We start from the raw sequence: 21,542 nt of genomic DNA on the forward strand, positions 1-21,542 counted from the left end.
TTAAGAGCAGCACCGCAATAAAGTTCGACAAAAAATGCAAAGTTGGTAATTTTTTTGCCAATTTTGCAATTATTTACGATATTTCATCGATTGTACCTGAAATCATTTCACGGCTTTGTTAGACTAGGCGACTTTGATTGTAAATTCCGAATAAAGTCGAGAATCGAGCTACTATGCAACAAACCGTCAAATTGCAGCCAGCTGAAGCTTATCAGCCGCCACGCTTTACTGTTTATCAACACCGTCAGATTGATAAAATTGAGCAACTTGAAAAACTGCCTGAGCACCTGCGCTTCCAGATGAAGGTGGTTGCAAACGTTTTCCCTTTCCGCGTTAATAACTATGTTATTGAAGAACTCATTGACTGGGACAAGGTGCCCAACGATCCCGTTTTCCAGCTTACTTTCCCGCAACGTGGCATGCTGGACGATGAGTCTTATGAAGAAATGGCAGCGCTGCTAAAGCGCGAGCATACGCCAGAAGAAGTCTTCGAGCTGTCGACTAAACTAAGACAAAAGCTCAACCCGCACCCGGCCGGTCAGATGGACAAAAACGTCCCGACCTTTGACGGAGAGCGTGTAGAAGGCATTCAGCACAAATATAAAGAAACCGTCTTGTTCTTCCCGGCACAGGGCCAGTACTGTCACTCTTATTGTACTTTCTGTTTCCGTTGGGCACAGTTCGTAGGTAAAGCAACACGCTTTAACAACAACGATGAAGAGCTGCTGCACAGCTACCTGGAAGAGCATACCGAAGTCACCGATCTTCTTATGACAGGTGGCGACCCAATGGTAATGCGTACAGTAAAACTGCGTAAGTACCTAGAAGCGCTAAAAGAGCCGCGCTTTGATCACATTCGTACTATCCGTATTGGGACCAAATCTCTGACTTTCTGGCCATTCCGTTATGTCACAGATCCAGACGCACAAGATTTATTAGCACTGCTCAAAGAGCTGGTTGATGCCGGAAAGCATGTGTCAATCATGGCACACGTTAACCACAAGCAAGAACTGCGCACTGACATTGCCAAAGAAGCGATTAAGCTGCTGCGCAAAACGGGTGCCCAGATCCGGACGCAGGCCCCGCTACTTAACCACCTCAACACCGACCCTGAAATGTGGTCTGAGATGTGGAAAGAGCAAACTCAGATGGGCATGATCCCATATTACATGTTTATTGAGCGTGACACCGGCGCCAAGCGTTACTTTGAGTTGCCGTTGTATAGGACCTGGGAAATTTTCCGTGATGCTTATAAAGAAGTTTCGGGTGTGAGCCGCACGGTGCGCGGACCTTCTATGAGTGCGGGTCCAGGTAAAGTCGAGGTCTCAGGAGTGACTGAAATCAACGGTGAGAAAGTATTCGTGTTGCGTTTCATTCAGGCACGTAACCCGGATTGGGTGCAAAGACCTTTCTTTGCCAAATATGATGAAGAAGCGACCTGGCTGGACGGCCTCAAGCCGGCATTTGGCGAAGAGAAGTTCTTCTGGCAGGACGAATACGACGCCATGTAAGACATCAATGCATAAGAAAGCCGACATTCATGTCGGCTTTTTTTTATTTGGTAAACCACTGTTTATGTTTACCATTCAAACATATACGCCATTTTGCTAATGGTTCTCAATGCGACGCCATGTGTGTTGCGCTTGGCATACAAATGCTGCATCGACTTATCTTTAACTTCACCAACAATCACTTCTTTGACCTGATACCCCATCGCCTGTGCGGCACTGGCATAGGCCACAAACTCCCAGCGTTTGATATTGGGGTTATCAGCTATCACCAGCGGGATCCCCTCAGCCAGCGCATTGATAAAGCGTGCCAGGTTCAGATTATGATATTCCGGTAACCTGAACTTCTCAAAATGGTACTCGCCTTGCTCATTATGAAAGTAATCATCTGTTGCACATATGACAAATTGTGTCTCGTCACCCGCCACCAGCTCGTCAGCCAGCGCATAGGCGTAATGTGTTTTCCCAGAGCCAGGTAATCCCCGTAATATAAATGCCTGTTTCATCTATTGAACGACTTATATCCAGTTTTTCTTAGTAGTAGAGTGACATAATGCCATAATTTTCGCATTTAAGTAATTCATCGAGTACCTGCAAGCTGTTTTTTAGTATCGAATCACCAAACCACTCTCTATCTCCAGGAAGGAACAGATCAAATGGTCAATTATCGAGCTTACATCCCCTTTCAGTTGCTATTAGATGTAAAAAAGCCCAAAGAAATTACCCTACTCTGGCATTTGATGGTTTTTTTATGTGTCTATCGCAGGTAAGATACGACATAGCTGACTGCGCAAAAAGCGTGGTCATGGCAGTGAGTTAAACAACACACGCAACAGACTAATTATAAATAATCATTTTGGAGTAAAGATGAGCCACACAGCGATAACGGAGCTACTAGCAGGCACCGTTGCGGTAGACAGCCAGGTTACTGTAAAAGGCTGGATCCGTACACGACGCGATTCAAAAGCGGGTATTTCATTCCTAGCCGTCCATGACGGTTCTTGTTTCGATCCTATTCAAGCCGTAGTCCCTAATTCGCTTAATAATTATGAAGAAGTGACTCGTCTTACCGCAGGCTGCTCTGTAGCCGTTACCGGCGTTCTGGTAGCCTCTGAAGGTCAGGGCCAGGCATTTGAAATTCAAGCTAACAAAGTTGAAGTACTGGGTTGGGTTGAAAATCCGGATACCTATCCAATGGCCGCTAAGCGTCACAGTATCGAGTATCTTCGTGAGCATGCTCACCTGCGTCCGCGCACTAACGTAATTGGTGCGGTTACCCGTGTTCGTAACTGCTTGTCACAGGCTATCCACCGTTTCTTCCACGAGCGTGGCTACATGTGGATCAGCACGCCTATCATCACAGCAAGCGACTGTGAGGGTGCCGGTGAAATGTTCCGTGTTTCTACACTGGATATGCAAAACCTGCCACGTACTGACAAAGGTGATATTGATTACAGCGAAGACTTCTTCGGTAAAGAAGCGTTTCTGACTGTATCTGGTCAGCTAAACGGTGAAACCTATGCCAGCGCAATGTCAAAGATTTATACTTTCGGCCCAACATTCCGTGCTGAAAACTCCAATACATCGCGCCACCTGGCTGAGTTCTGGATGGTTGAGCCAGAGGTTGCTTTTGCCGATCTGGACGACATCGCTGCCCTTGCTGAAGATATGCTGAAATATGCCTTTAAGGCCGTATTGGATGAGCGCCGTGATGACATGGAGTTCTTTGCCCAGCGTATCGAAAAGCAAGCTATCACACGTCTTGAGTCATTCATCGACAAAGACTTTGCTCAGGTAGACTATACCGATGCTATCGAAATCCTGAAAAATTGTGGTAAGAAGTTTGAATTCCCGGTTGACTGGGGCGTTGATCTGCAATCAGAGCACGAACGTTACCTGGCTGAAGAACACTTTAATGCACCAGTCGTTATCAAGAACTACCCGCGTGACATTAAAGCCTTCTACATGCGTCAGAATGAAGACGGAAAAACCGTTGCGGCGATGGACGTTGTAGCACCGGGTATTGGCGAAATCATCGGTGGCTCTCAGCGTGAAGAGCGCCTTGATGTTCTGGACCAACGCCTTGAAGAAATGGGCCTGGATAAAGAAGATTACAGCTGGTACCGCGACCTACGTAAGTACGGCACAGTGCCACACTCGGGCTTTGGTCTGGGTTTTGAGCGTTTAGTTGCTTACGTAACAGGTATGGGCAACGTCCGTGACGTTATCGCCTTCCCGCGCACAAAAGGCAGCGCAACCTACTAATCTTATTGAGTGTTAAAAAGCCCCTTCCGGGGCTTTTTTTATGTCAGCTGAACCTTATCGGGCTGCTACATAATTCTGACATGCACCCAATTCGGTATATCTGTGTGCATGACCTTCAGTCATGGGTGCAACACCATGTAATGGACCTCCATTAACACGCCAGTTTTTCCCTTCAAAACTCACAACATCCCCTGTTTGATACACACTGGGGTATGGTTGCCAGGCGTCACTGCAAGGCTGACACTTAGGTAGCACCTCACCAATGGCATCTAACAACTTATTCTTATCTCCGCGTGCGTCCTGATGGAGCTCCCAGATAAAAATGCCGGGATAGCCATTGTCGGCAACAAATTGCGATTTTGTGCGAACCAATTCAGGGGTTTCCCAAAAGTGCAGATAATTATCCATTTCATAGAACCCTGCGTTGTAGTCCACACCTAACCCATCAACAAAGGTTTCTACAATCTCACGCGCTGTGTACGTTATCACCGGGCCACTGACGCCATCAGGGAATGATTTGTTATAAAAAGGGATCCCCAGACTGGTTTTACTCACGTCGTACTTAGTGATCATGCTCTGGCTCCATTGCGCAGGATTCACCAGACCATCATGGATATACGACCAGGCTGCGTGATGGTTTTTCGGTGAGCCACCCCAGCCTCCGGTGTAGTCGTAGGCCATAAAGCGAATATAATCGGCATGCTCATCCAGATCTGGATGAAAATTAATGCCAGACCAGCCACCAGCCTGAACATCTACGCTCACTTCAAGGTGTGCGGGTAATGCAGCTCTGAGGTCTTTGACCAGATTAAGCAAATAACCACTCTCAACCGGGTTTGGCTGGTTGTAGGTACTCCAGTCTTCCCAGTCGACATCGATACCGTCCAGGTTGTGTAGCTCAGCGTAAGCAACCAGGTTTTTTACCAGGTTCGCTCGCGCCTGTTCGTCCATTGACAGGAAGTCAACCCCGGCACCGCCGACTGAAATCATTACACCGGTATTGTTAGCGTGCGCGTGTGCCACAATGTCATCAATATAGCGGTCGGCCTCAAGCGTGTTCAGCGTACCATCGGCATTAGGATAGGCAAATGCCACTATAATATGAGTGAGTTTATCAGTGGCTAGATCCTGAACATCCAGCTGACCACCCGCAGGATAATCCCAGGTGGAGTAAAAGCCTTCTACCCTTGGGCAAAATGAGTCTTGTGCCCAGGCCGCCTGCATTGAGAGACCAGATATAGCCACAGCTAAAGTTAGACAGGTTTTCTTAAACATAACGTGCTCCATGTTGTATAAATATTAAACACAACAAATATCACGTTAACAAAAAATTTAAAAATGAAGATTTATAATAATGCCTTGCACCCGGGCGCGTACTGTTGCGCATTTTAGCGCGCCCTTGTCAGTGTAATACTCAATTATTCACTTACTCTTTGAATAAAAGTTCGCAAAAATGTAATCCCGCTCTTTGATACTTTCGTGGCAACTGGCACACACTTTTTGTATTGCACTATCCGTGCCTTTACCGGCTAGCAGTACTTTCCCTTGCTTATCGAACTGCACATATTCCCAATCACCGTGCGTAGGCGAGTAGCCTGGCTGACGTTTAATCATCATAGTGATTGTCAGAGCTTCATGGGGCGACCCCAACTGAGAAGAGAAATTCTCTTTCAAAACAATCGTGCCCGGTGAATAAGACTTAAAGTTAGGCACCGGCTCTTCTTCGTCTTCATCCTCATCGTAATCCTGATAGAGCCGCAAATACTCCAGATAATTGCTTTCATACACTCTGACATCTTTATTCAGAAACACGACGATAAATTGTTGCCAATGTAGGCCTGAGTGCTCAAACCCCGTTACGCGTGTCCAGTCTGTACGGTAATCGCTCAGCTCAGCCTGATACTGTGGCGGTATTTTAAAGGGGTAAACCCCAAATGGATCTGCAATGACCTGGCCTGATGCAGCAATAAGACCAGCCGCCAGCGATAGCAAAACGCGTTTCATACGCTGCGCCTTATTTTAAAGTTAAACTTAAATTGGCTCTGAGTTTTCCCTTGTACATCACTTCTACCGACTTTGCTTCTCCAGGAGAAAGCGTAACCTCGACCGGCTCATATTTAGGAATTTGTAACACAAACGTGCTGGCAGATCCGGCGTCTAAGTCGATTGTATAAGTTTTTTGTTTTTTCGTGAAAGGCAGTACCTGGTATGTGTCAGAATTCACGTTGGCAATGTAACTGCGCATTTTTGGATGGATTTTGCACCCAATGCGAGTCAGTGTGTTTTCTGACCAATCAGCAGACACTTTGGTTGTCTGACCCTGATTCATCAAACCCACATCAAATTTAACACCTGAATTGGGATCATTGGCAAAAATATTATGCTGAAATTCATCTGAGTTTTTAAAGGTGATCTCACCATTTTTACCCACCACAACCACTTTTTTGTCGAACACCTTATTCGCCTGGTCCAGTTCAGCAGCTTTAGGCCCTGCCCCATTTTTTGCATACAAGATACCTGCAAAAGGCGGCTTTTTAACGAAAGTAAGTTCACCGGTTAGTGTGGCAGCCTGTGCATTAAAAACCATGCACAGGCCCAGCGCTAGCATACGTTTAATCATGGTGTTTTTCCTTTATTGAGGAATGATTGGTCGTTGGATCACAACGGGATCGGTCAACGCGGCCATAAAGGCAACCAAATCCGCCTTTTCCTGAGTTGATAGGTTGAGTGGCACAATGAGCGGGCTTACATTTTTTGTGCCCACAGCACCCTTATCATAGTGCTCCACGACCTCTTCGAGCGTGCCCAATGAACCATCGTGCATATAAGGTGCACTCATAATAATATTTCTTAAACCCGGGGTTTTAAATGCCCCTCTGAATTGCGCACTTTTGTCCAGTTCGAAACGTCCGTTATCTTTATTATCTATTCCGATATTATGGAAGCTATCGTCTGTAAAATTTTCACCATCATGGCATTTGGTACACCGCCCCTTGCCAACAAAGACACTTAAGCCCCTGATTGCTGAAGGTGACATAGCAAATTTATTGCCCGCCAGATATTGGTCAAAGGGCGAGTTATCACTGATGATGGTTCTTTCAAAGGCGGCGATGGCCCGGCCGACATTTTCAAAAGAAATCTCGCCATAAATTTGCGCAAACTCGTCCCGATAGAACTTAACGTCTTTTAAACGCTTGACCACATCTTTTGGGGTCATTTGCATTTCCATATCAGATACCAGAGGCCCCAAAGCTTGTTCTTCCAAAGAAGCGGCTCTGCCGTCCCAGAAGAAAGTGACAGACCAAGCCAGGTTATACAAGTGCGGCGCATTTCGACCCAGAATATCTCCCCCACTACCAATGCCTTTGGCCAGACCGTCACTGAACCCCAATTCAGGGTTATGGCACGTTGCGCAAGACTGATTATGGTGCCTCGAAAGCCGGGTATCATAGAATAGCGTTTTGCCCAAAAGGATCTCTCTATCGCTTGGCTCCTCGTCATCCGGGTACTCAATGTCATCTTTATCAGGGGTGCCTAGCCCCCCTATGTTCATATCAGCGTTGGCCCCTGCTTTCACGCTGGCTATGCAAATTGCTGCAATCAAAACCACTTTAAACGTGCTCATTTTCCCCCCTTCGACAACAAAGTTAAGGTTAATTTTTGAACTACAGCAAGGATTGACTATATTTTTCGATAATGCAAAAAAATAAACCCTATCACGCAACACCTGTTATATGAGTATTGCCTTATCTGCCAGGGCAGTTTCTTCGTGCTAGTTTATTAAGTGAGAACAAATGGATATATCACGCATCGTGCCAAGTATCGCGATACAAATGTTAATTGCATTTGGTATCATCACGTCGCTCGGTATCTTCAGTAATTTTTTCGTCTACCTGAATACAGGCTCTATCGGACAAAGCTTTACGCAATTTTCATCGGTGTCATTACCTCTGGTGAAAGCGAATTCAGATTTAAGAATGGCGATACTAGAAACTCAGATTTCTTTGAAAGAACAAATCATCACAGGAAACAGCCCCGAAGAAAGACGCAACTCCATCGCAGCCAGACAAGCAGCCTGGAACAATATCGACAAGCACTTTGCGCAATTACAAGCACTGGCGCAGCAAACCGGCTTTGAAAATCGCATTTTAAGTACCATTGAACAAAACCTGCGCCAACTGAATTCAGAGCAACAAGTTGTCTCCGATATTAGTAATACTGTAGACAACGAGCCCGCAGTAAAAATTCTGGTCACCCAGGCTATACCGCTGGCTGAGTCTATGGTAGGGCTCTTATCAGAGCTCATAGAGTCCGAGCTTGAAGAAGATCCCGACGAAGAGCGCATGGAACTGTTCAAGCTCCTGGTTGACTCAAAAATGAGCTTTGCAACCGCGATCTCCGAGTTACGCGCCTTCCTGTTGACAAGGGAACAAAAAAATATTGACGGTTTCGATCAAGCCTGGTTTGCAAACAGCGATGCGTTTGTCGCCATTCTGGACGATTACGAAGAGTTGTTCAGTGAAGCTCAACTGATGAAATGGAGCGCTTATAGTGAAGAGCGGGAAAAAATTGCGCCACTGACGATTTTAGCCTTTGAGAAACAAGCAAGTCCGGATGCAAACTTCGCCACCAAGCACTTACGCGAAGTGATTTCTCCGTTGACTAAACAGATCTTTGCGCAACTCAATGAACTAAACTCACATGTTGCTCAGGTATCTGCAAATGGGATTACCACCGTTGAAACCGCACTCAGCGATATGTTTATCGTCATTACAATCGCTTCCCTGATCACAGTGATTATTGCCAGTTCAATCAGTCTGCTGTTCAGTAACAAACTCAAACAACGTATCCAATTGCTGCTGGAGCGAGCGCAAAATATTTCCGTCGGGAACTTTCAGACCAAAGAAAGCTACTTCTCAATGCACCATAAGGATGAATTAAATCAACTTTCGGAAAGCTTTAATCATATGACACTGTCGTTGTCTTCGACTATTTCAACAGTCCGACGGCAGTCAAGGCAAGTTGGACATTCAGCGCACCAGGTTGCAGCAATTGCGACCGAAATCAGCTCCGTCGCGAAAAGCGAAAATGACGGTTACAACCAGGTGATGCAGGTTATTGACTGTTTTATGGAACTGCTGCACGAGTCAAGTAACGCCATAGAACAAAGCAAGGGCGTCCTGGACCAGGCCAGGCAGGAAGCCGACTCAGGGATAGCAGCTGTAAACAGTAATTTAGAAGAAATGAACAGGACAGTCGAAGTGGTTGAGGTTGCCTCCAAAGAAGTCGGAGAGTTACAGTCTGCCAGCGAGCAAATCGAAACGGTAACAGATGCTATTTCAACAGTCGCAGATCAAACGGCACTGATCGCACTGAACGCCGCGATTGAAGCAGCCAGAGCTGGAGAACAAGGCAGAGGCTTTGCGGTTGTTGCCGATGAAGTCAGAAGCCTGGCAAAGCGCACAGCCGCCTCCACTGATGAAATCAGACAGGTCATTACACAACTACTGACTAAAGTGTCGGATGTCATCAATTTAATGACTAATATCATAGAGCAGGTCAATATTAGTAAAACGCGCTCTGACGAAAGTGGCCAGGCACTGAAAGCCATGACCCTCACGATTGACAGGATAGTCTCCGCCAATGAGCAAATCGCCGATCGGTCAAACCGTCAAAGTGATCAGATGATTGAAATGCAGCTGAAACTTCAACACTTGTTTGCATCACTCCAGCAAAATGCAGAAAAAGCCCAAATGGTCTCTATGATTGGCGGGGATTTATATCAGACGTCAGAGTTGGTCAATAACTTAATGGACAGCTTCTTCTTCGATGAAGATAAAGACTCTTATATTCAGCAACAGCACGAGAAAAGGCGCTCTGACAGAGTTGAAGCAAAAATAAAACTCAACATTGAAACAGGTGATCAGATCTATTCAACGATTACCCGGGAATTAAGCTGTGTTGGTTGTGGCGTTATTTTGAGTCAGCAGCTAAACCAGGAGCTGGATATTAACAGTACCGTAGTCCTGACCCTGTACGAACCAAAGAAAAATTACTCCGAATATATGCAACAGCAGCCACTAAAAATACCAGCCAAAGTAATCAGAAAAGAAGATCGCTCAGATGAGCATGCCTACTATGGCTTAGAGTTCGATGTACGAGATGCTAACCAGGCTAAAGTATTGGAACAACTGTACGCATTTTTTGATGAGTAACGAAAAAATGTCGTAGTAGAGGCGATTTGTCTATTGACCCTAATGCAGTATCTCACAAACTCTTGTATTGATTGTGGATACTGCTTAAAAAAGCGTAAAAAAGGCTACATGCTTTAGTCATATACCTTCATGTTTACTAGCTTATAAGCATTTCTGTAAGGGTAACCCGTCTGACAGTCACCAGCACCATTGGCCCAGACCTTCTTTCCGGACATTTGTGCTGCTAGTAGCATAGAAAATAGCGCCTTTTCATACTCAGAGCTCAGCGGCAGATAGTAACGTGAACCACAACTAGAGTTTGGTTTGCTAAAATCGACTAAAATGATGTTGTTAGCGCCTGACAGCGTAACGGTACCAGACGTTTCCTTAGAAGCGAGTACAAGGTTAGGTAAGAGCAAAAGTAGTAGTAATAGTTTTTTCATGGTTATCTCCTTTAAGTATAAAAGAGGCTGCTAAACTAAGCAGCCTTAGTACTGAAATTAAAGAACTTCCAGTAATTCAACATCAAAAATCAGAGTTGAGAATGGTGCAATTGAAGCACCAGCACCGCGCTCACCATAAGCAAGGTCATGCGGTACGTATAGACGCCACTTAGAGCCAACAGGCATTAGCTGTAGTGCTTCAGTCCAGCCTTTGATTACGCCGTTTACCGGGAATTCAGCTGGCTGACCGCGCTCGTAAGAGCTGTCGAATACGGTGCCGTTGATCAGTGTGCCATGGTAGTGAACACGAACTGTAGAATCAGCAGCTGGCTTGTCGCCCTCACCGGTTTCGATTACTTCGTACTGCAGACCAGACTCAGTTACAGTGATTTCAGCGCGCTTTGCATTTTCTTCCAGGAATGCAGTGCCTTCAGCAGCCAGTACTTTGGCTTCTTCTTCACGACGCTTTTGAATTTCTGCATTGATTTTTTCGAATGCAGCCTGGATCTCAGGGATTTCTACACGGAATGCTTCACCGGCGTAGGCATCTTTCATACCTTCGAATACCGAGTTCAGGTTCAAACCTTCAAATGGGTTAGACTTAAGCTGTTCACCCATTTGCAAACCAATACCATAACTTGCCTTTTCAGCATCTGTGTTGAATAAATCTGACATATTAGATCCACTTATTTATCAGTTTAAAAGAAGCGGCAGTGTATCACAGCGTACTGATGACTAACAGGGAGGTGAATAACTTTATAAAACAGCGCGCAAAGGCGCTGTCAGTCAGCTCAGTGGAAAGGCCACACTTACCATGCAACCTCACAGCTTGATTGGATAGCCTAGTCTTGCTAGGCTTTATCTTGGTTTTTAAGCTTAAACTCTCTGACGATGAAAGTTGCAAACGGTAAGCTCAATGTCAACCCGATAATTAATTCGTTGCTATAGCCTGCCAGCCGCTCTGTAAAATAACAACCGAAACCTACGACCCCAAACGCAGCAATCACCACACTGGCAATCATAGGCAGCAACTTTTCGTACTTGGTGATGATATGGCCGACTAACAAATTAAAAGCGAAGGTATATAACAAAGTAATCCAGATACTGGGGTACGTTTGCCCGTCAATTGCCAGCACCAATGCAGCCTGCAAGCCGCTCAAATAGAAAAAACTGAAGATCACCCATAACGAACTATGAATAACAACCTGTTTAGTCATCACTGCCTCCGAACGAAAAAAACCGCCGTATAGGCGGTTTTGGGAATGAGGTGGCGGAGAGATAGGGATTTGAACCCTAGATACGCTATTAACGTATGCCGGTTTTCAAGACCGGTGCTTTCAACCACTCAGCCATCTCTCCGTTGTTGGCGCGAATTCTAAGGTGCTGAGATAAAAAAGTAAAGTCCTAATTCAGTTTTTTGCAAAACCCGCGTGCCAAATGGTTGCTTTTTATACGCCCAAAGAGATACCAGCAGTATTATTGAACACTCGCTAATAATACTGCTTAGGTCTTCTCGCAACCCATGCACCTATGATGCTTAAACCAACACACATGAGTATCACCAATGCCATATCAACAATCCCCTGTGTCGAGTCTATCACCGGATAAAGATGCTCCAACAATAAAGGGATCACTGACATAACAGCAACGCAACTGAGCACTTTAAACGCACGACTAAAATCAAAGCGCCGGCTATAGTTCATCCAGCTGGTTAAAATGAGTAGAAAACAGGCAGGTGATAACAGCGCCAGCCAAACTTCACTGATGTGAGGCAGCATGATACCTGTTGAAATACACCCTAATACACCCCAAACAATCCAGGTCCACCAATTCTCCCGTTCTTTTAAAAATAGATTGCCCATTACTATTCTTCTTATAATTGTGTTCTGAGACTGCCAGACAATAGCCTAACAAAGATTCAGGTCACAAAACAACCGCAGGACGAATAATTAGTGCACTAAGTTCCCTTTTTAATAACAGATATCATTTTATCGGTCCGTGGACGCAACTGAGCGATGTATTTATTTCGTTTGATGCACAAATAACTCACTCACCGATATCTTCATTCCATAAATCTGGACGGGCTTTAATAAACTCATTCATCATATTGATACATTCAGAGTCCTGACGGACTTCAAGCTTAACGCCATGCTCTGCAAGCAAGGTCTCGCTCCCCATAAAGTTCTTGTTTTCACCAATCACAACATGAGGAATGCCATATAACAAGATTGTTCCGGAACACATGGGGCATGGTGACAGTGTCGTATATAAAGTGCATTCTTTATATACGGATGCACTGAGGCGCCCGGCATTTTCCAACGCATCCATTTCACCATGCAAGACAGTGCTGCCCTTCTGAACCCTCTGATTGTGACCACGTCCGATTATCTGGCCTTTGTGAACCAGAACAGAGCCGATGGGGATCCCACCTGTATCAAGCCCTTTCTTTGCTTCTTCAATGGCTGCAGCTAAAAACTTGTCCATCATTGTACTCCTGATGTTGGCTATACCAATCCGCATAAATCACGATGTCAGTCCAGAACAGAAAGCCTGTGGCTTTGATGCCACACGCAGTGGCCAGCGGTTTGCGCTCAACGAGACCGTTATTCTCCACAAACGACAGGCCATGCATCTAACTCGTTCGGTCATATCCAGATTGCTGTTACTCGGTTTAAAAACTGTGTAACTAACACAGTATTAATTAAATTAGCACGCAATTGAGGATAAAATAAGAATGTTCTAGTCCAGACTAATCCCCGTAATTGTTAGGCTGGTATGCCAGTTACCTTGGAGTCTGGTATCTATACGCTTGGTTAAGCTGCTGAGCTTGAAAATCATCTATTACACCCTGTTTATTCAATACTGCAATGATTGAACCCGGCTTACGAGCCAGGGTAATAGCGATTTTATCAATCTCTACGCTCCCTTTATATTGCTCAAGTACCTGCTTTATATCTTCGTCAGACCAGGGCAAGCCATAATTCTCGGGCAACCCTTTATCCAGGTTATCCTGCTGCTTTTGAGCCAGGGTTTTCTTTACTTTTTTCTGCTTTGGCTGCCATTGCAAAGACTGAAAAAGGGCTCTGATCACATCGGGGTGGTTGTAAGGCGACTGTGCTGGCAGGATTTCTCCTGTGATAGGGTCAATGCCATTGGCGAGGCCATACACTATATTGGCAACTTGTTGCTGGTCCATATCTGCTCCTTGATTATAAAAAACAACAATACGTCAACTTTTTGTAACAATATGAGTGTAGCAGGTATGTTTAAGTAAGGCTGTTTTTTCCCCAATTTGTACCAACCCAAAAGGGTGTAGAGACGAAAAGTGAGAGTGGGAAGTATTAATGTAACCGAGTCCAATTAGTTAAGGCTGCGAGACCAGCGAGCTGGCACAAGCTGGTCTGAAATGCGACAAGGTTTACAAACCCTTAATTGATTCGTTGATAGCGCTCAGGGCCTGAACGGGATCAGCAGCCTGAGTGATAGGCCGGCCAACAACAAGATAATCACTGCCTGACTTTATCGCCAGTTCTGGTGTCATGATGCGCTTCTGATCTCCTGCATCACTGCCAGCAGGTCTTATTCCTGGTGTTACTAAACAAAAGTCACTGCCCAATTCGGCCTTAAGTGTTTGCGCTTCCTGAGCTGAACATACAACGCCATCGAGGCCTGACTCTTTAGCGAGCTTTGCCAAATACACCACCTGCTCCTGAGGGGTCTTATCTACACCGAGTTTGCTCAATTGTGCCTGATCCATACTGGTCAACACAGTAACCGCAATCAGCAGAGGTGCTTTATCACCGTAGGCTTCCAGTGCTTGTTTCGCTTTGCTCATCATTTCAGTGCCACCGCTGGCGTGCACATTGACCATCCACACTCCTAGCTCTGCAGCAGCTGTTACCGCCTTTGCAACTGTATTTGGAATGTCATGAAACTTCAAATCAAGAAACACGTCAAACCCTTTGTCAATAAGCTTAGAGACAAACTGAGGGCCGAAATAGGTAAACATTTCCTTTCCGACTTTTAAACGACATTCATCAGGAGAAAGCTGGGATACAAACGCCAGCGCAGCAGCTTCATTGTCGTAATCCAGTGCAATTAGCACCTTTTTCATTTCTGTGTTTGACATAGTTGATCTATTTCGCCTTATAAAATATCGATGTTTTAATACCCGTCCACACCCTGGCTTGGCAAAATGGATTCCCAAGACTTACAGGAGGGACATAACCAATAAAGTTTGTGACTGGTAAATCCACAATTGCGGCACTGGTAGTCTGGCTTTGTTTCAACGTAAGCAGACACCAGATTGTCGACTTCATTTAATACCGACTGAAACTTATCCTGCCTGGTCGCGAGTAACTTCAATAGAAAACTGAAGCCCCTAATTGAAGGCTCTCGCTTCAAACTGTCGGTAAGATAATCTACTGCTTGCTGAGTATGCCCTGCTTCCACCAAGCCCTCACAATGCTTTATTTTTACCAGCACACCACTGGTTTTCAGTAAATCATTAACTAGTGTATGAAATTCATGCTCGATATTGAGACGTTGATAGCATACGTGCAAGTCTTGCAACACTAGTGGGATGGCACAGGGAAACTGTGAAACCAGCTTACGCCAATAGTAAATAGCTTTGACATTATCTTCTTTGCCAAGCGCATCATGCCCTAGCTCATAGAGCGGTCTGATCGTTGTTCTCGGCAATTTAAGTGCGCGCTCAAGGTAATCAGTAAGATAATCTTCAGAGTCTTGTTCAACTGTCTGGTTTTCTAGTGCGGCTTCACAATAAAAGTTAGCAATTGCAGCGCAGTAAATTTGTTCGGTAAATAGCTCGGCATGACTCTCATACATATTCACGCCCTTTTGCCATTCCCGGGTTTGCGAATAAAGCTGTATGATGGGCGTCAAAGCCTCTTCATAATCCGCTTTAACCAACTCGACCAAATGCTCCTCTGCACTGTCCAGTAAACCCGCCATAATGTAATCTTCGGCGAGCGCTAATTTACAGGATTGAATAACCTGTATGTCCAGACTGGGTTGTTTTAGAAGCAGTTCATGGATCCGGATGGCTCGGTCGAGCTCACCTCTTTTGCGGAATAAGGTGGCGAGTATGAGGTAGTGCTCAACAGAATCAGCACTCACCTCTAGTAACTTAATCAGGTGTTCAAGGCCCTGATCTTCTTCTCTATCTAAAAGAAACTTTAACCCTTTGCTGTATTCTGAGGTAATTTTCCGATTTTGTTCATGGGCTTGATTTTTAGCACTGTTTTTCCCCATGACATAGCCATAAGCAGCTGCTACCGGAAGCAATAGGAAAAGTAACTCAATCATTTACTGCTTTGCGCTTGTATCGATTGATTAACTCTCTGCTGTTGGCGAATTTGCCTCTTTAACTGTGTTATCTTGCCAATGCTCAGTAACAGCCCTAGCACTAAACCAAATACAACACATAAGCTTATTAAACTGGCCAACGGTACCTCTGAACTGGCGATGATATAGTCAACTTTTACTATGGCTGGATTTTGAGTACCCAACACAAAAGCGATTATCACCAGTATCAAAAATAATCCTTTTCTTACTACCTGGATCAAACGTTACCTCATTAATCAGTTTTCTAGACTGGCGTTCACGCGGTCACGAAGCTCTTTACCAGGCTTAAAGTGAGGTACGTACTTCCCATCCAGCTCAACGGTTTCACCTGTTTTCGGGTTGCGACCAGTACGAGGTGAGCGATAGTGGAGAGAAAAGCTGCCAAAGCCGCGGATTTCGATACGATCTGAGCTTGAAAGTGAACCTGCCATCTGCTCTAAAATCTCTTTTACCGCATTCTCAACGTCTTTGACTGGGACGTGAATATGTTGCTCAGCAAGTTTTTCGATTAGTTCTGACTTTGTCATAGCGTTTCCTTTAGATAAAAAAGAAGGGCAAAAGTGCCCTTCTATTTAAGACTGAATATTAGTCTTTTTGAGCGTTTTTGAAAGCTGCAGCCATTGCATTTTCAAATGCTGGCTCTTCTTTCTTCAGCTTCTCAAGCGCTTCTTTCTCTTCAGCTTCGAAGATAGCTTTAACAGATAGGCTGATAGTACGGTTCTTACGATCAACACCTACAAATTTAGCTTCGATTTCGTCGCCTGCAGAAACAACGCTAGTTGCGTCTTCGATGCGCTCTTGTGCGATGTCAGCAACACGGATGTAACCTTCAACGCCTTCGATAAGCTCAACAGTTGCGCCTTTCGCGTCAACGTCTGTCACTTTACCTTTAACAATAGCACCTTTTTTGTTTGCGTCTAGGTAGTTATTGAAAGGATCAGCTTCGATTTGCTTAACGCCTAGTGAGATACGCTCACGCTCTGGGTCAACCTGAAGAACGATTGCAGAGATCTCGTCGCCTTTCTTGTATTCACGTACAGCTTCTTCGCCAGGCGTGTTCCAAGAAATGTCAGACAGGTGTACAAGACCGTCGATACCACCGTCAAGACCGATGAAGATACCGAAATCAGTGATAGACTTGATCTTACCAGTAACTTGGTCGCCTTTGTTCTGTAGACGAGCAAATTCCTGCCAAGGGTTAGCTTTACACTGCTTAAGACCTAGAGAAATACGACGACGCTCTTCGTCGATTTCAAGAACCATAACTTCAACAGTGTCACCTAGTGAAACAACTTTTGAAGGGTGGATGTTCTTGTTAGTCCAGTCCATTTCAGATACGTGTACCAGACCTTCTACGCCTTCTTCGATTTCAACGAAACAACCGTAGTCAGTTAGGTTAGTAACACGACCAGTTAGCTTAGCGCCTTCTGGGTAACGACCAGCGATAGCTGCCCAAGGATCTTCGCCAAGTTGCTTAAGACCTAGAGAAACACGAGTCTTCTCTTTGTCGAACTTAAGTACTTTAACTGCGATCTCGTCACCAACATTTACGATTTCACTTGGGTGCTTAACGCGCTTCCAAGCCATGTCAGTGATGTGAAGTAGGCCGTCAACACCGCCCAGATCTACGAATGCACCGTAGTCTGTAAGGTTCTTAACGATACCTTTAACTTCTTGACCTTCAACAAGGTTAGCCAGCAGCTCTTCACGCTCTTGTGAGTTTTCAGACTCAATAACAGCACGACGAGAAACAACTACGTTGTTACGCTTCTGGTCAAGCTTGATTACTTTGAACTCAAGCTCTTTACCTTCAAGGTGTGTTGTGTCGCGTACTGGACGAACGTCAACAAGTGAACCAGGTAGGAATGCACGGATTGAATCAACTTCAACAGTGAAACCACCTTTAACTTTACCGTTGATAACACCAACAACAGTTTCTTGTTCTTCACAAGCTTTCTCAAGGCGGATCCAAGCTTCGTGACGCTTCGCTTTCTCACGAGAAAGGATAGTTTCACCGAAACCATCTTCGATTGCGTCAAGTGCCACATCTACTTCGTCGCCAACAGCAACTTCTAGTTCACCAGCAGCATTTTTGAATTGCTCTGCAGGGATTGCACTTTCAGACTTAAGGCCAGCATCAACAAGAACAATGTTGTTCTCGATTGAGATAACAGTACCTTTAACGATAGAGCCTTGCTCTGCTTCAAAACCCTTTAGGCTTTCTTCAAATAACTGCGCAAAATTTTCTGACATACTAAATACGTCTCATAAATAAACATTCCAATTAGCAACCATGCTGCATGGGGTGGTTGATATAACGTCGGCGTCCTGCCAACGCAGTAAAAATCTAGTTTGATGCAGGTAACTTGCCAGCAGCAATGGTGTCCTGAACTAAAGCCGAGACTTTCGCAAACACCTGTTCCGCATCTAATTCCGTTGTATCGAGCACGATAGCATCGTCTGCCGGCACCAAAGGCGCGACCTCACGGTTCATATCTCGATCATCGCGAGCTTCAATCTCGCTTAAAAGACCATCTAGTGTAACATCCAGCCCTTTATCCTTCAACTCCAGATAACGACGTCTTGCACGTTCTTGCGCGCTGGCTGTTAAATAAATTTTTAGTTCAGCTTGCGGGAAAACAACCGTTCCCATATCTCTGCCATCCGCGATCAGGCCTCTTTCGCTACGGAAAGCCCTCTGGCGACGCAATAAAGCTTCACGAACCCGAGGCAATGCAGCGATTTTAGACGCTGCTGCACCGACTTCTTCGTTGCGGATCGTGTGGGTGACGTCCTCCCCCTCAAGGATCACTCTGATTTTTTTCGTCTCACCGTCTATCGGAAACTGAACGTCCAAATTTGCGGCGAGAGGCACTAAAGCCTCTTCATTATCGAGTGCAATGTGATGATGAATAGCAGCCAAAGACAAAACGCGATAAATTGCGCCACTATCCAACACGTCCCAATCAAGCTTTTCAGCTAATAAACGACAAACCGTTCCTTTGCCCGAGCCGCTTGGGCCGTCTACGGTGATTACTGGCATGACAGCCTGCATTTAAACCTCCCGAAATGCACACCAAAAATTAACTGCGGTATTATACGCAAGTTTGCTGAATAGATCCTTATTGACATGTAACTTTTTGTTTGATTAAAAATTTACGCAAGGTAGCAGGCAGGAACTTAAAGGGCCGACAGCTAGACTAATCAAGCGCTGCCTGCCCTTATAGAATTGCGTAGCTCGGTAGGAAACTCCACTCGAGCTAGCAACCATTATTGACTGACGGAAGACAGAACGTCGAAGTAAGTCGGGAAGGTTTTTGCGGTACAGCCAGGGTCATTAATGATCACGTCGACACCACCCACAGCTACCATAGAAAAACACATCGCAATACGGTGATCATTATAGGTATCGATCTCGGCCAGATTGAAAGTCTCAGGCGGAGTAATTTCGATGAAATCATGCCCTTCTGTCACCTCTGCACCTACTTTTTTAAGCTCCGTTGCCATGGCATACAGGCGATCTGTTTCTTTAACACGCCAGTTGTAGATATTACGAATAGCCGTTTTACCTTTTGCAAACAAAGCAACAGTTGCCAGTGTCATTGCGGCATCCGGAATGGCATTGGCGTCAATATCAACGCCGTTTAACTCACCCTTGCGGACAACAAGCTTTTCATCATGCCAGTCAATATCGGCACCCACCTGCTCCATCACAGAAGCAAAACCAATGTCGCCCTGGACACTCTTACGTCCGACACCATTGATTTCAATCTCACCGCCCGCTATGGCTGCAGCGGCAATAAAATAAGACGCCGATGAGGCATCACCTTCCACCATAATGCTGCCAGGGGAAACGTACCCTTGCTGACCTTTAACATGAAATACCTGATAGTTATCATGACTAACGGACACACCAAACTGCGCCATAACACCGAGTGTAATATCAATATAAGGCTTGGAAACCAACTCCCCTTTTATGCGAATTGTGCTGTCTTTAACAAACAAAGGGGCAGCCATCAGCAATGCGGTTAAAAACTGACTTGATATACTGCCGTCAATTTCTACTTCGCCACCCTCGATTGCGTCACCATTAATCTGTAACGGTGGATAGTCCTTATTTTTTAGATATTTAATATCTGCGCCCAACGCATGTAGCGCATCGACAAGATGGCCGATAGGTCGCTCTTCCATTCTGGGTTCGCCAATCAGGGTAAATTGACCCTGACTTGCTGCTAGTACCGCTGTTAGTGGTCTGAAAGCTGTACCAGCATTACCCAGAAACAACGCTTCCGATGGCGTTTTAAAACGCCCGCCTTGGCCATAAACATGGGCTGACGTTTTGTCTTCGTTCAACTCAACCTTTACGCCCATTTCTGCAAGCGCAAGTAACATATGGCGAATATCATCACTATCGAGCAAGTTATTCACTTGCGTAACACCATCGCACAACGCAGCCAGCAATAACACGCGATTCGACAAACTTTTCGAGCCCGGCAGCGTAACACTACCATTAACTTTATCTATGGCGCTTAATCTAAGCTGTTCCATTAGCTGTTCTCCTTGGCAAACTTATCCATGAAAGCGATCAATGCTTTAATGCCTTCAATGGGCATGGCATTGTAAATACTGGCACGCATGCCACCTACGAAGCGGTGACCTTCTAAAGCGATCAAGCCATTGTCCTCGGCTTGTGCCAAAAACTGCTCGTTAAGAGATTCATCATGTAGCCAAAACGGTACGTTCATCAAAGAACGACAGTGTTTAGCCACCTTGTTGAGGTAGAATGAGGAACCATCAATGTAATCATATAAAAGCGCGGCTTTTTCTTTGTTATGTGCTTCCATAGCTTTAACGCCACCAATTGATTCAAGATACTTGAATACTTCAGCAGCCAGGTACCAGGCAAAAGTGGGTGGCGTGTTGTACATACTCTGCTGCTTTGCTTCAATGGCGTAATCAAGGATAGCGGGCCTTGGCAGTCCTTTACGCTCAAGCAATGTCTTACGTACAATCGCAATACTCAGGCCTGACGGACCGATATTCTTCTGTGCGCCCGCATAAATTAAATCAAAGTCATCCACGTTCATTTCGCGCGACAAAATGTTTGATGACATGTCCGCAACGATTGGCGCTGTTGGGTGCTTTGGCACATCAAACAACTCAATACCATCAATGGTTTCATTAGGACAGTAGTGAATATATGCTGCATTTTCGGGTAAGTCCCACTGTGAGACAGGCAAGACATCAAAGGTGCCATTCTGATCCCGACGTATATCAATGGACTCAACTTGTGTGAACTTCTGGCCTTCTTTAGTCGCCCCGCAGGACCAAATGCCGTTCTCGATGTATACACCGGGCGCATCGTCCTGATGTAGGTTCAACGGAACTGCGGCAAAGTGGCCACGACCACCTCCGTGCATAAACAGGACCTCGAACTCATCTGAGATATTCATCAGACGGCGCAAGCTCGCCTCGCATTCTCGCGCTAGCTCTAAAAACGGCGCGGAGCGGTGACTGATCTCCATCACAGAGACCCCTAAATTTTGCCAGTTAATAAATTCCTGTTGGGCTTTTTTCATAACAGCAGGTGGCAACATCGCAGGTCCTGCACAAAAGTTATAAACGCTCATAGTTTCCTCATTCCAGTTTTTATACTGCACCAGGCAGTGTGCTTATTTATTTTTAACGGACACACATTGTGTGATGTTGTGCGCCCAGAATATATGCGTCGGAGAATAAAAAAGCGGCCTAAGCCGCTTTTTTAT

General features: G+C 45.4%; 22 protein-coding genes and 1 tRNA gene. 3 read left to right on the forward strand and 20 right to left on the reverse strand.

What is annotated here, in order from left to right; genetic code table 11:
• Positions 1 to 173: 173 nt before the first annotated feature.
• Positions 174 to 1,511 carry a KamA family radical SAM protein gene (locus QNM19_RS06345; RefSeq protein ID WP_010384549.1) on the forward strand — a complete coding sequence of 446 codons (1,338 nt, stop codon included), beginning with the start codon at positions 174 to 176 and terminating at the stop codon, positions 1,509 to 1,511.
• A gap of 68 nt (positions 1,512 to 1,579) precedes the next feature.
• On the opposite strand, the gene QNM19_RS06350 is transcribed toward QNM19_RS06345, so the two are convergent.
• Positions 1,580 to 2,014: an AAA family ATPase gene (locus QNM19_RS06350; protein WP_010384547.1), complete on the reverse strand. Its 435-nt coding sequence runs from the start codon at positions 2,012 to 2,014 to the stop codon at positions 1,580 to 1,582.
• Between the two features lie 361 nt (positions 2,015 to 2,375).
• Here QNM19_RS06350 and asnS point away from each other — a divergent pair, with 361 nt between their 5' ends.
• Positions 2,376 to 3,773, forward strand: coding sequence for an asparagine--tRNA ligase (gene asnS / locus QNM19_RS06355; RefSeq protein ID WP_010384545.1), 1,398 nt, complete (start codon positions 2,376 to 2,378; stop codon positions 3,771 to 3,773).
• A gap of 54 nt (positions 3,774 to 3,827) precedes the next feature.
• Here asnS and QNM19_RS06360 read toward each other — a convergent pair whose 3' ends face one another.
• The 4 genes from QNM19_RS06360 to QNM19_RS06375 form a co-directional block, all read right to left on the reverse strand.
• Complete coding sequence (locus QNM19_RS06360) at positions 3,828 to 5,048, reverse strand: glycoside hydrolase family 18 protein (RefSeq protein WP_049865363.1); 1,221 nt, start codon at positions 5,046 to 5,048, stop codon at positions 3,828 to 3,830.
• A 147-nt stretch (positions 5,049 to 5,195) separates the two neighbouring features.
• Positions 5,196 to 5,777: a cytochrome P460 family protein gene (locus QNM19_RS06365; protein ID WP_049865362.1), complete on the reverse strand. Its 582-nt coding sequence runs from the start codon at positions 5,775 to 5,777 to the stop codon at positions 5,196 to 5,198.
• A 10-nt stretch (positions 5,778 to 5,787) separates the two neighbouring features.
• Positions 5,788 to 6,393 carry a cupredoxin domain-containing protein gene (locus QNM19_RS06370; protein WP_049865361.1) on the reverse strand — a complete coding sequence of 202 codons (606 nt, stop codon included), beginning with the start codon at positions 6,391 to 6,393 and terminating at the stop codon, positions 5,788 to 5,790.
• Positions 6,394 to 6,405: 12 nt separating this feature from the next.
• Positions 6,406 to 7,398 carry a cytochrome-c peroxidase gene (locus QNM19_RS06375; protein ID WP_049865360.1) on the reverse strand — a complete coding sequence of 331 codons (993 nt, stop codon included), beginning with the start codon at positions 7,396 to 7,398 and terminating at the stop codon, positions 6,406 to 6,408.
• A gap of 169 nt (positions 7,399 to 7,567) precedes the next feature.
• Between QNM19_RS06375 and QNM19_RS06380 the strand changes: the two genes are divergently transcribed.
• Positions 7,568 to 9,988: a methyl-accepting chemotaxis protein gene (locus QNM19_RS06380; protein ID WP_049865359.1), complete on the forward strand. Its 2,421-nt coding sequence runs from the start codon at positions 7,568 to 7,570 to the stop codon at positions 9,986 to 9,988.
• Positions 9,989 to 10,101: 113 nt separating this feature from the next.
• Here the strand turns inward: QNM19_RS06380 and QNM19_RS06385 are convergent, their stop codons facing one another.
• From QNM19_RS06385 to serC, 15 genes are all read right to left on the reverse strand, one after another.
• The gene (locus QNM19_RS06385) at positions 10,102 to 10,410 is read right to left on the reverse strand and encodes a hypothetical protein (protein WP_049865358.1); all 309 of its coding nucleotides are present in this window, start codon (positions 10,408 to 10,410) and stop codon (positions 10,102 to 10,104) included.
• A gap of 57 nt (positions 10,411 to 10,467) precedes the next feature.
• Positions 10,468 to 11,085: an FKBP-type peptidyl-prolyl cis-trans isomerase gene (locus QNM19_RS06390; protein ID WP_049865357.1), complete on the reverse strand. Its 618-nt coding sequence runs from the start codon at positions 11,083 to 11,085 to the stop codon at positions 10,468 to 10,470.
• 176 nt (positions 11,086 to 11,261) lie between these two features.
• Entirely contained in the window at positions 11,262 to 11,627 is a 366-nt protein-coding gene (locus QNM19_RS06395) for a hypothetical protein (RefSeq protein WP_049865356.1), read from the reverse strand.
• Positions 11,628 to 11,678: 51 nt separating this feature from the next.
• Positions 11,679 to 11,769 (reverse strand) — tRNA-Ser (locus QNM19_RS06400).
• A gap of 131 nt (positions 11,770 to 11,900) precedes the next feature.
• Positions 11,901 to 12,272, reverse strand: a complete 372-nt coding sequence (locus QNM19_RS06405; RefSeq protein WP_049865355.1) for a hypothetical protein — start codon at positions 12,270 to 12,272, stop codon at positions 11,901 to 11,903.
• Positions 12,273 to 12,456: 184 nt separating this feature from the next.
• Positions 12,457 to 12,894 carry a nucleoside deaminase gene (locus QNM19_RS06410; RefSeq protein ID WP_049865354.1) on the reverse strand — a complete coding sequence of 146 codons (438 nt, stop codon included), beginning with the start codon at positions 12,892 to 12,894 and terminating at the stop codon, positions 12,457 to 12,459.
• A gap of 298 nt (positions 12,895 to 13,192) precedes the next feature.
• Entirely contained in the window at positions 13,193 to 13,606 is a 414-nt protein-coding gene (locus tag QNM19_RS06415; RefSeq protein WP_049865353.1) for a UBA domain-containing protein, read from the reverse strand.
• 222 nt (positions 13,607 to 13,828) lie between these two features.
• The gene (pyrF, locus tag QNM19_RS06420) at positions 13,829 to 14,539 is read right to left on the reverse strand and encodes an orotidine-5'-phosphate decarboxylase (RefSeq protein ID WP_049865352.1); all 711 of its coding nucleotides are present in this window, start codon (positions 14,537 to 14,539) and stop codon (positions 13,829 to 13,831) included.
• A 35-nt stretch (positions 14,540 to 14,574) separates the two neighbouring features.
• Complete coding sequence (gene lapB / locus QNM19_RS06425) at positions 14,575 to 15,738, reverse strand: lipopolysaccharide assembly protein LapB (protein WP_049865351.1); 1,164 nt, start codon at positions 15,736 to 15,738, stop codon at positions 14,575 to 14,577.
• A complete protein-coding gene (locus tag QNM19_RS06430; protein WP_082225503.1) occupies positions 15,735 to 15,998 on the reverse strand; it encodes a lipopolysaccharide assembly protein LapA domain-containing protein in 264 nt (87 codons plus the stop codon). The genes lapB and QNM19_RS06430 overlap by 4 nt, the downstream gene beginning before the upstream one ends.
• Positions 15,999 to 16,013: 15 nt before the next feature.
• A complete protein-coding gene (gene ihfB, locus QNM19_RS06435; protein WP_010384523.1) occupies positions 16,014 to 16,304 on the reverse strand; it encodes an integration host factor subunit beta in 291 nt (96 codons plus the stop codon).
• A gap of 58 nt (positions 16,305 to 16,362) precedes the next feature.
• Positions 16,363 to 18,030, reverse strand: coding sequence for a 30S ribosomal protein S1 (gene rpsA, locus QNM19_RS06440; protein WP_125717586.1), 1,668 nt, complete (start codon positions 18,028 to 18,030; stop codon positions 16,363 to 16,365).
• A gap of 94 nt (positions 18,031 to 18,124) precedes the next feature.
• On the reverse strand, positions 18,125 to 18,832 hold the full coding sequence (gene cmk, locus QNM19_RS06445; protein WP_049866296.1) for a (d)CMP kinase: 708 nt from the start codon (positions 18,830 to 18,832) through the stop codon (positions 18,125 to 18,127).
• A 215-nt stretch (positions 18,833 to 19,047) separates the two neighbouring features.
• The gene (aroA, locus tag QNM19_RS06450; protein ID WP_049866295.1) at positions 19,048 to 20,325 is read right to left on the reverse strand and encodes a 3-phosphoshikimate 1-carboxyvinyltransferase; all 1,278 of its coding nucleotides are present in this window, start codon (positions 20,323 to 20,325) and stop codon (positions 19,048 to 19,050) included.
• Positions 20,325 to 21,407, reverse strand: coding sequence for a 3-phosphoserine/phosphohydroxythreonine transaminase (gene serC, locus QNM19_RS06455; protein WP_049866294.1), 1,083 nt, complete (start codon positions 21,405 to 21,407; stop codon positions 20,325 to 20,327). The genes aroA and serC overlap by 1 nt, the downstream gene beginning before the upstream one ends.
• Between the last annotated feature and the right edge of the window lie 135 nt (positions 21,408 to 21,542).

It is taken from the genome of Pseudoalteromonas ardens, assembly GCF_030125445.1.
GTDB lineage: Bacteria > Pseudomonadota > Gammaproteobacteria > Enterobacterales > Alteromonadaceae > Pseudoalteromonas > Pseudoalteromonas ardens.

What these genes read in the sequence shown, in the direction of transcription:
- QNM19_RS06345 (WP_010384549.1), top strand. Translation starts at nt 174, where the DNA reads ATGCAACAAACCGTCAAATTGCAGCCAGCTGAAGCTTATCAGCCGCCA.
- QNM19_RS06350 (WP_010384547.1), bottom strand. Translation starts at nt 2,014, where the DNA reads ATGAAACAGGCATTTATATTACGGGGATTACCTGGCTCTGGGAAAACA.
- asnS (WP_010384545.1), top strand. Translation starts at nt 2,376, where the DNA reads ATGAGCCACACAGCGATAACGGAGCTACTAGCAGGCACCGTTGCGGTA.
- QNM19_RS06360 (WP_049865363.1), bottom strand. Translation starts at nt 5,048, where the DNA reads ATGTTTAAGAAAACCTGTCTAACTTTAGCTGTGGCTATATCTGGTCTC.
- QNM19_RS06365 (WP_049865362.1), bottom strand. Translation starts at nt 5,777, where the DNA reads ATGAAACGCGTTTTGCTATCGCTGGCGGCTGGTCTTATTGCTGCATCA.
- QNM19_RS06370 (WP_049865361.1), bottom strand. Translation starts at nt 6,393, where the DNA reads ATGATTAAACGTATGCTAGCGCTGGGCCTGTGCATGGTTTTTAATGCA.
- QNM19_RS06375 (WP_049865360.1), bottom strand. Translation starts at nt 7,398, where the DNA reads ATGAGCACGTTTAAAGTGGTTTTGATTGCAGCAATTTGCATAGCCAGC.
- QNM19_RS06380 (WP_049865359.1), top strand. Translation starts at nt 7,568, where the DNA reads ATGGATATATCACGCATCGTGCCAAGTATCGCGATACAAATGTTAATT.
- QNM19_RS06385 (WP_049865358.1), bottom strand. Translation starts at nt 10,410, where the DNA reads ATGAAAAAACTATTACTACTACTTTTGCTCTTACCTAACCTTGTACTC.
- QNM19_RS06390 (WP_049865357.1), bottom strand. Translation starts at nt 11,085, where the DNA reads ATGTCAGATTTATTCAACACAGATGCTGAAAAGGCAAGTTATGGTATT.
- QNM19_RS06395 (WP_049865356.1), bottom strand. Translation starts at nt 11,627, where the DNA reads ATGACTAAACAGGTTGTTATTCATAGTTCGTTATGGGTGATCTTCAGT.
- QNM19_RS06405 (WP_049865355.1), bottom strand. Translation starts at nt 12,272, where the DNA reads ATGGGCAATCTATTTTTAAAAGAACGGGAGAATTGGTGGACCTGGATT.
- QNM19_RS06410 (WP_049865354.1), bottom strand. Translation starts at nt 12,894, where the DNA reads ATGGACAAGTTTTTAGCTGCAGCCATTGAAGAAGCAAAGAAAGGGCTT.
- QNM19_RS06415 (WP_049865353.1), bottom strand. Translation starts at nt 13,606, where the DNA reads ATGGACCAGCAACAAGTTGCCAATATAGTGTATGGCCTCGCCAATGGC.
- pyrF (WP_049865352.1), bottom strand. Translation starts at nt 14,539, where the DNA reads ATGTCAAACACAGAAATGAAAAAGGTGCTAATTGCACTGGATTACGAC.
- lapB (WP_049865351.1), bottom strand. Translation starts at nt 15,738, where the DNA reads ATGATTGAGTTACTTTTCCTATTGCTTCCGGTAGCAGCTGCTTATGGC.
- ihfB (WP_010384523.1), bottom strand. Translation starts at nt 16,304, where the DNA reads ATGACAAAGTCAGAACTAATCGAAAAACTTGCTGAGCAACATATTCAC.
- rpsA (WP_125717586.1), bottom strand. Translation starts at nt 18,030, where the DNA reads ATGTCAGAAAATTTTGCGCAGTTATTTGAAGAAAGCCTAAAGGGTTTT.
- cmk (WP_049866296.1), bottom strand. Translation starts at nt 18,832, where the DNA reads ATGCAGGCTGTCATGCCAGTAATCACCGTAGACGGCCCAAGCGGCTCG.
- aroA (WP_049866295.1), bottom strand. Translation starts at nt 20,325, where the DNA reads ATGGAACAGCTTAGATTAAGCGCCATAGATAAAGTTAATGGTAGTGTT.
- serC (WP_049866294.1), bottom strand. Translation starts at nt 21,407, where the DNA reads ATGAGCGTTTATAACTTTTGTGCAGGACCTGCGATGTTGCCACCTGCT.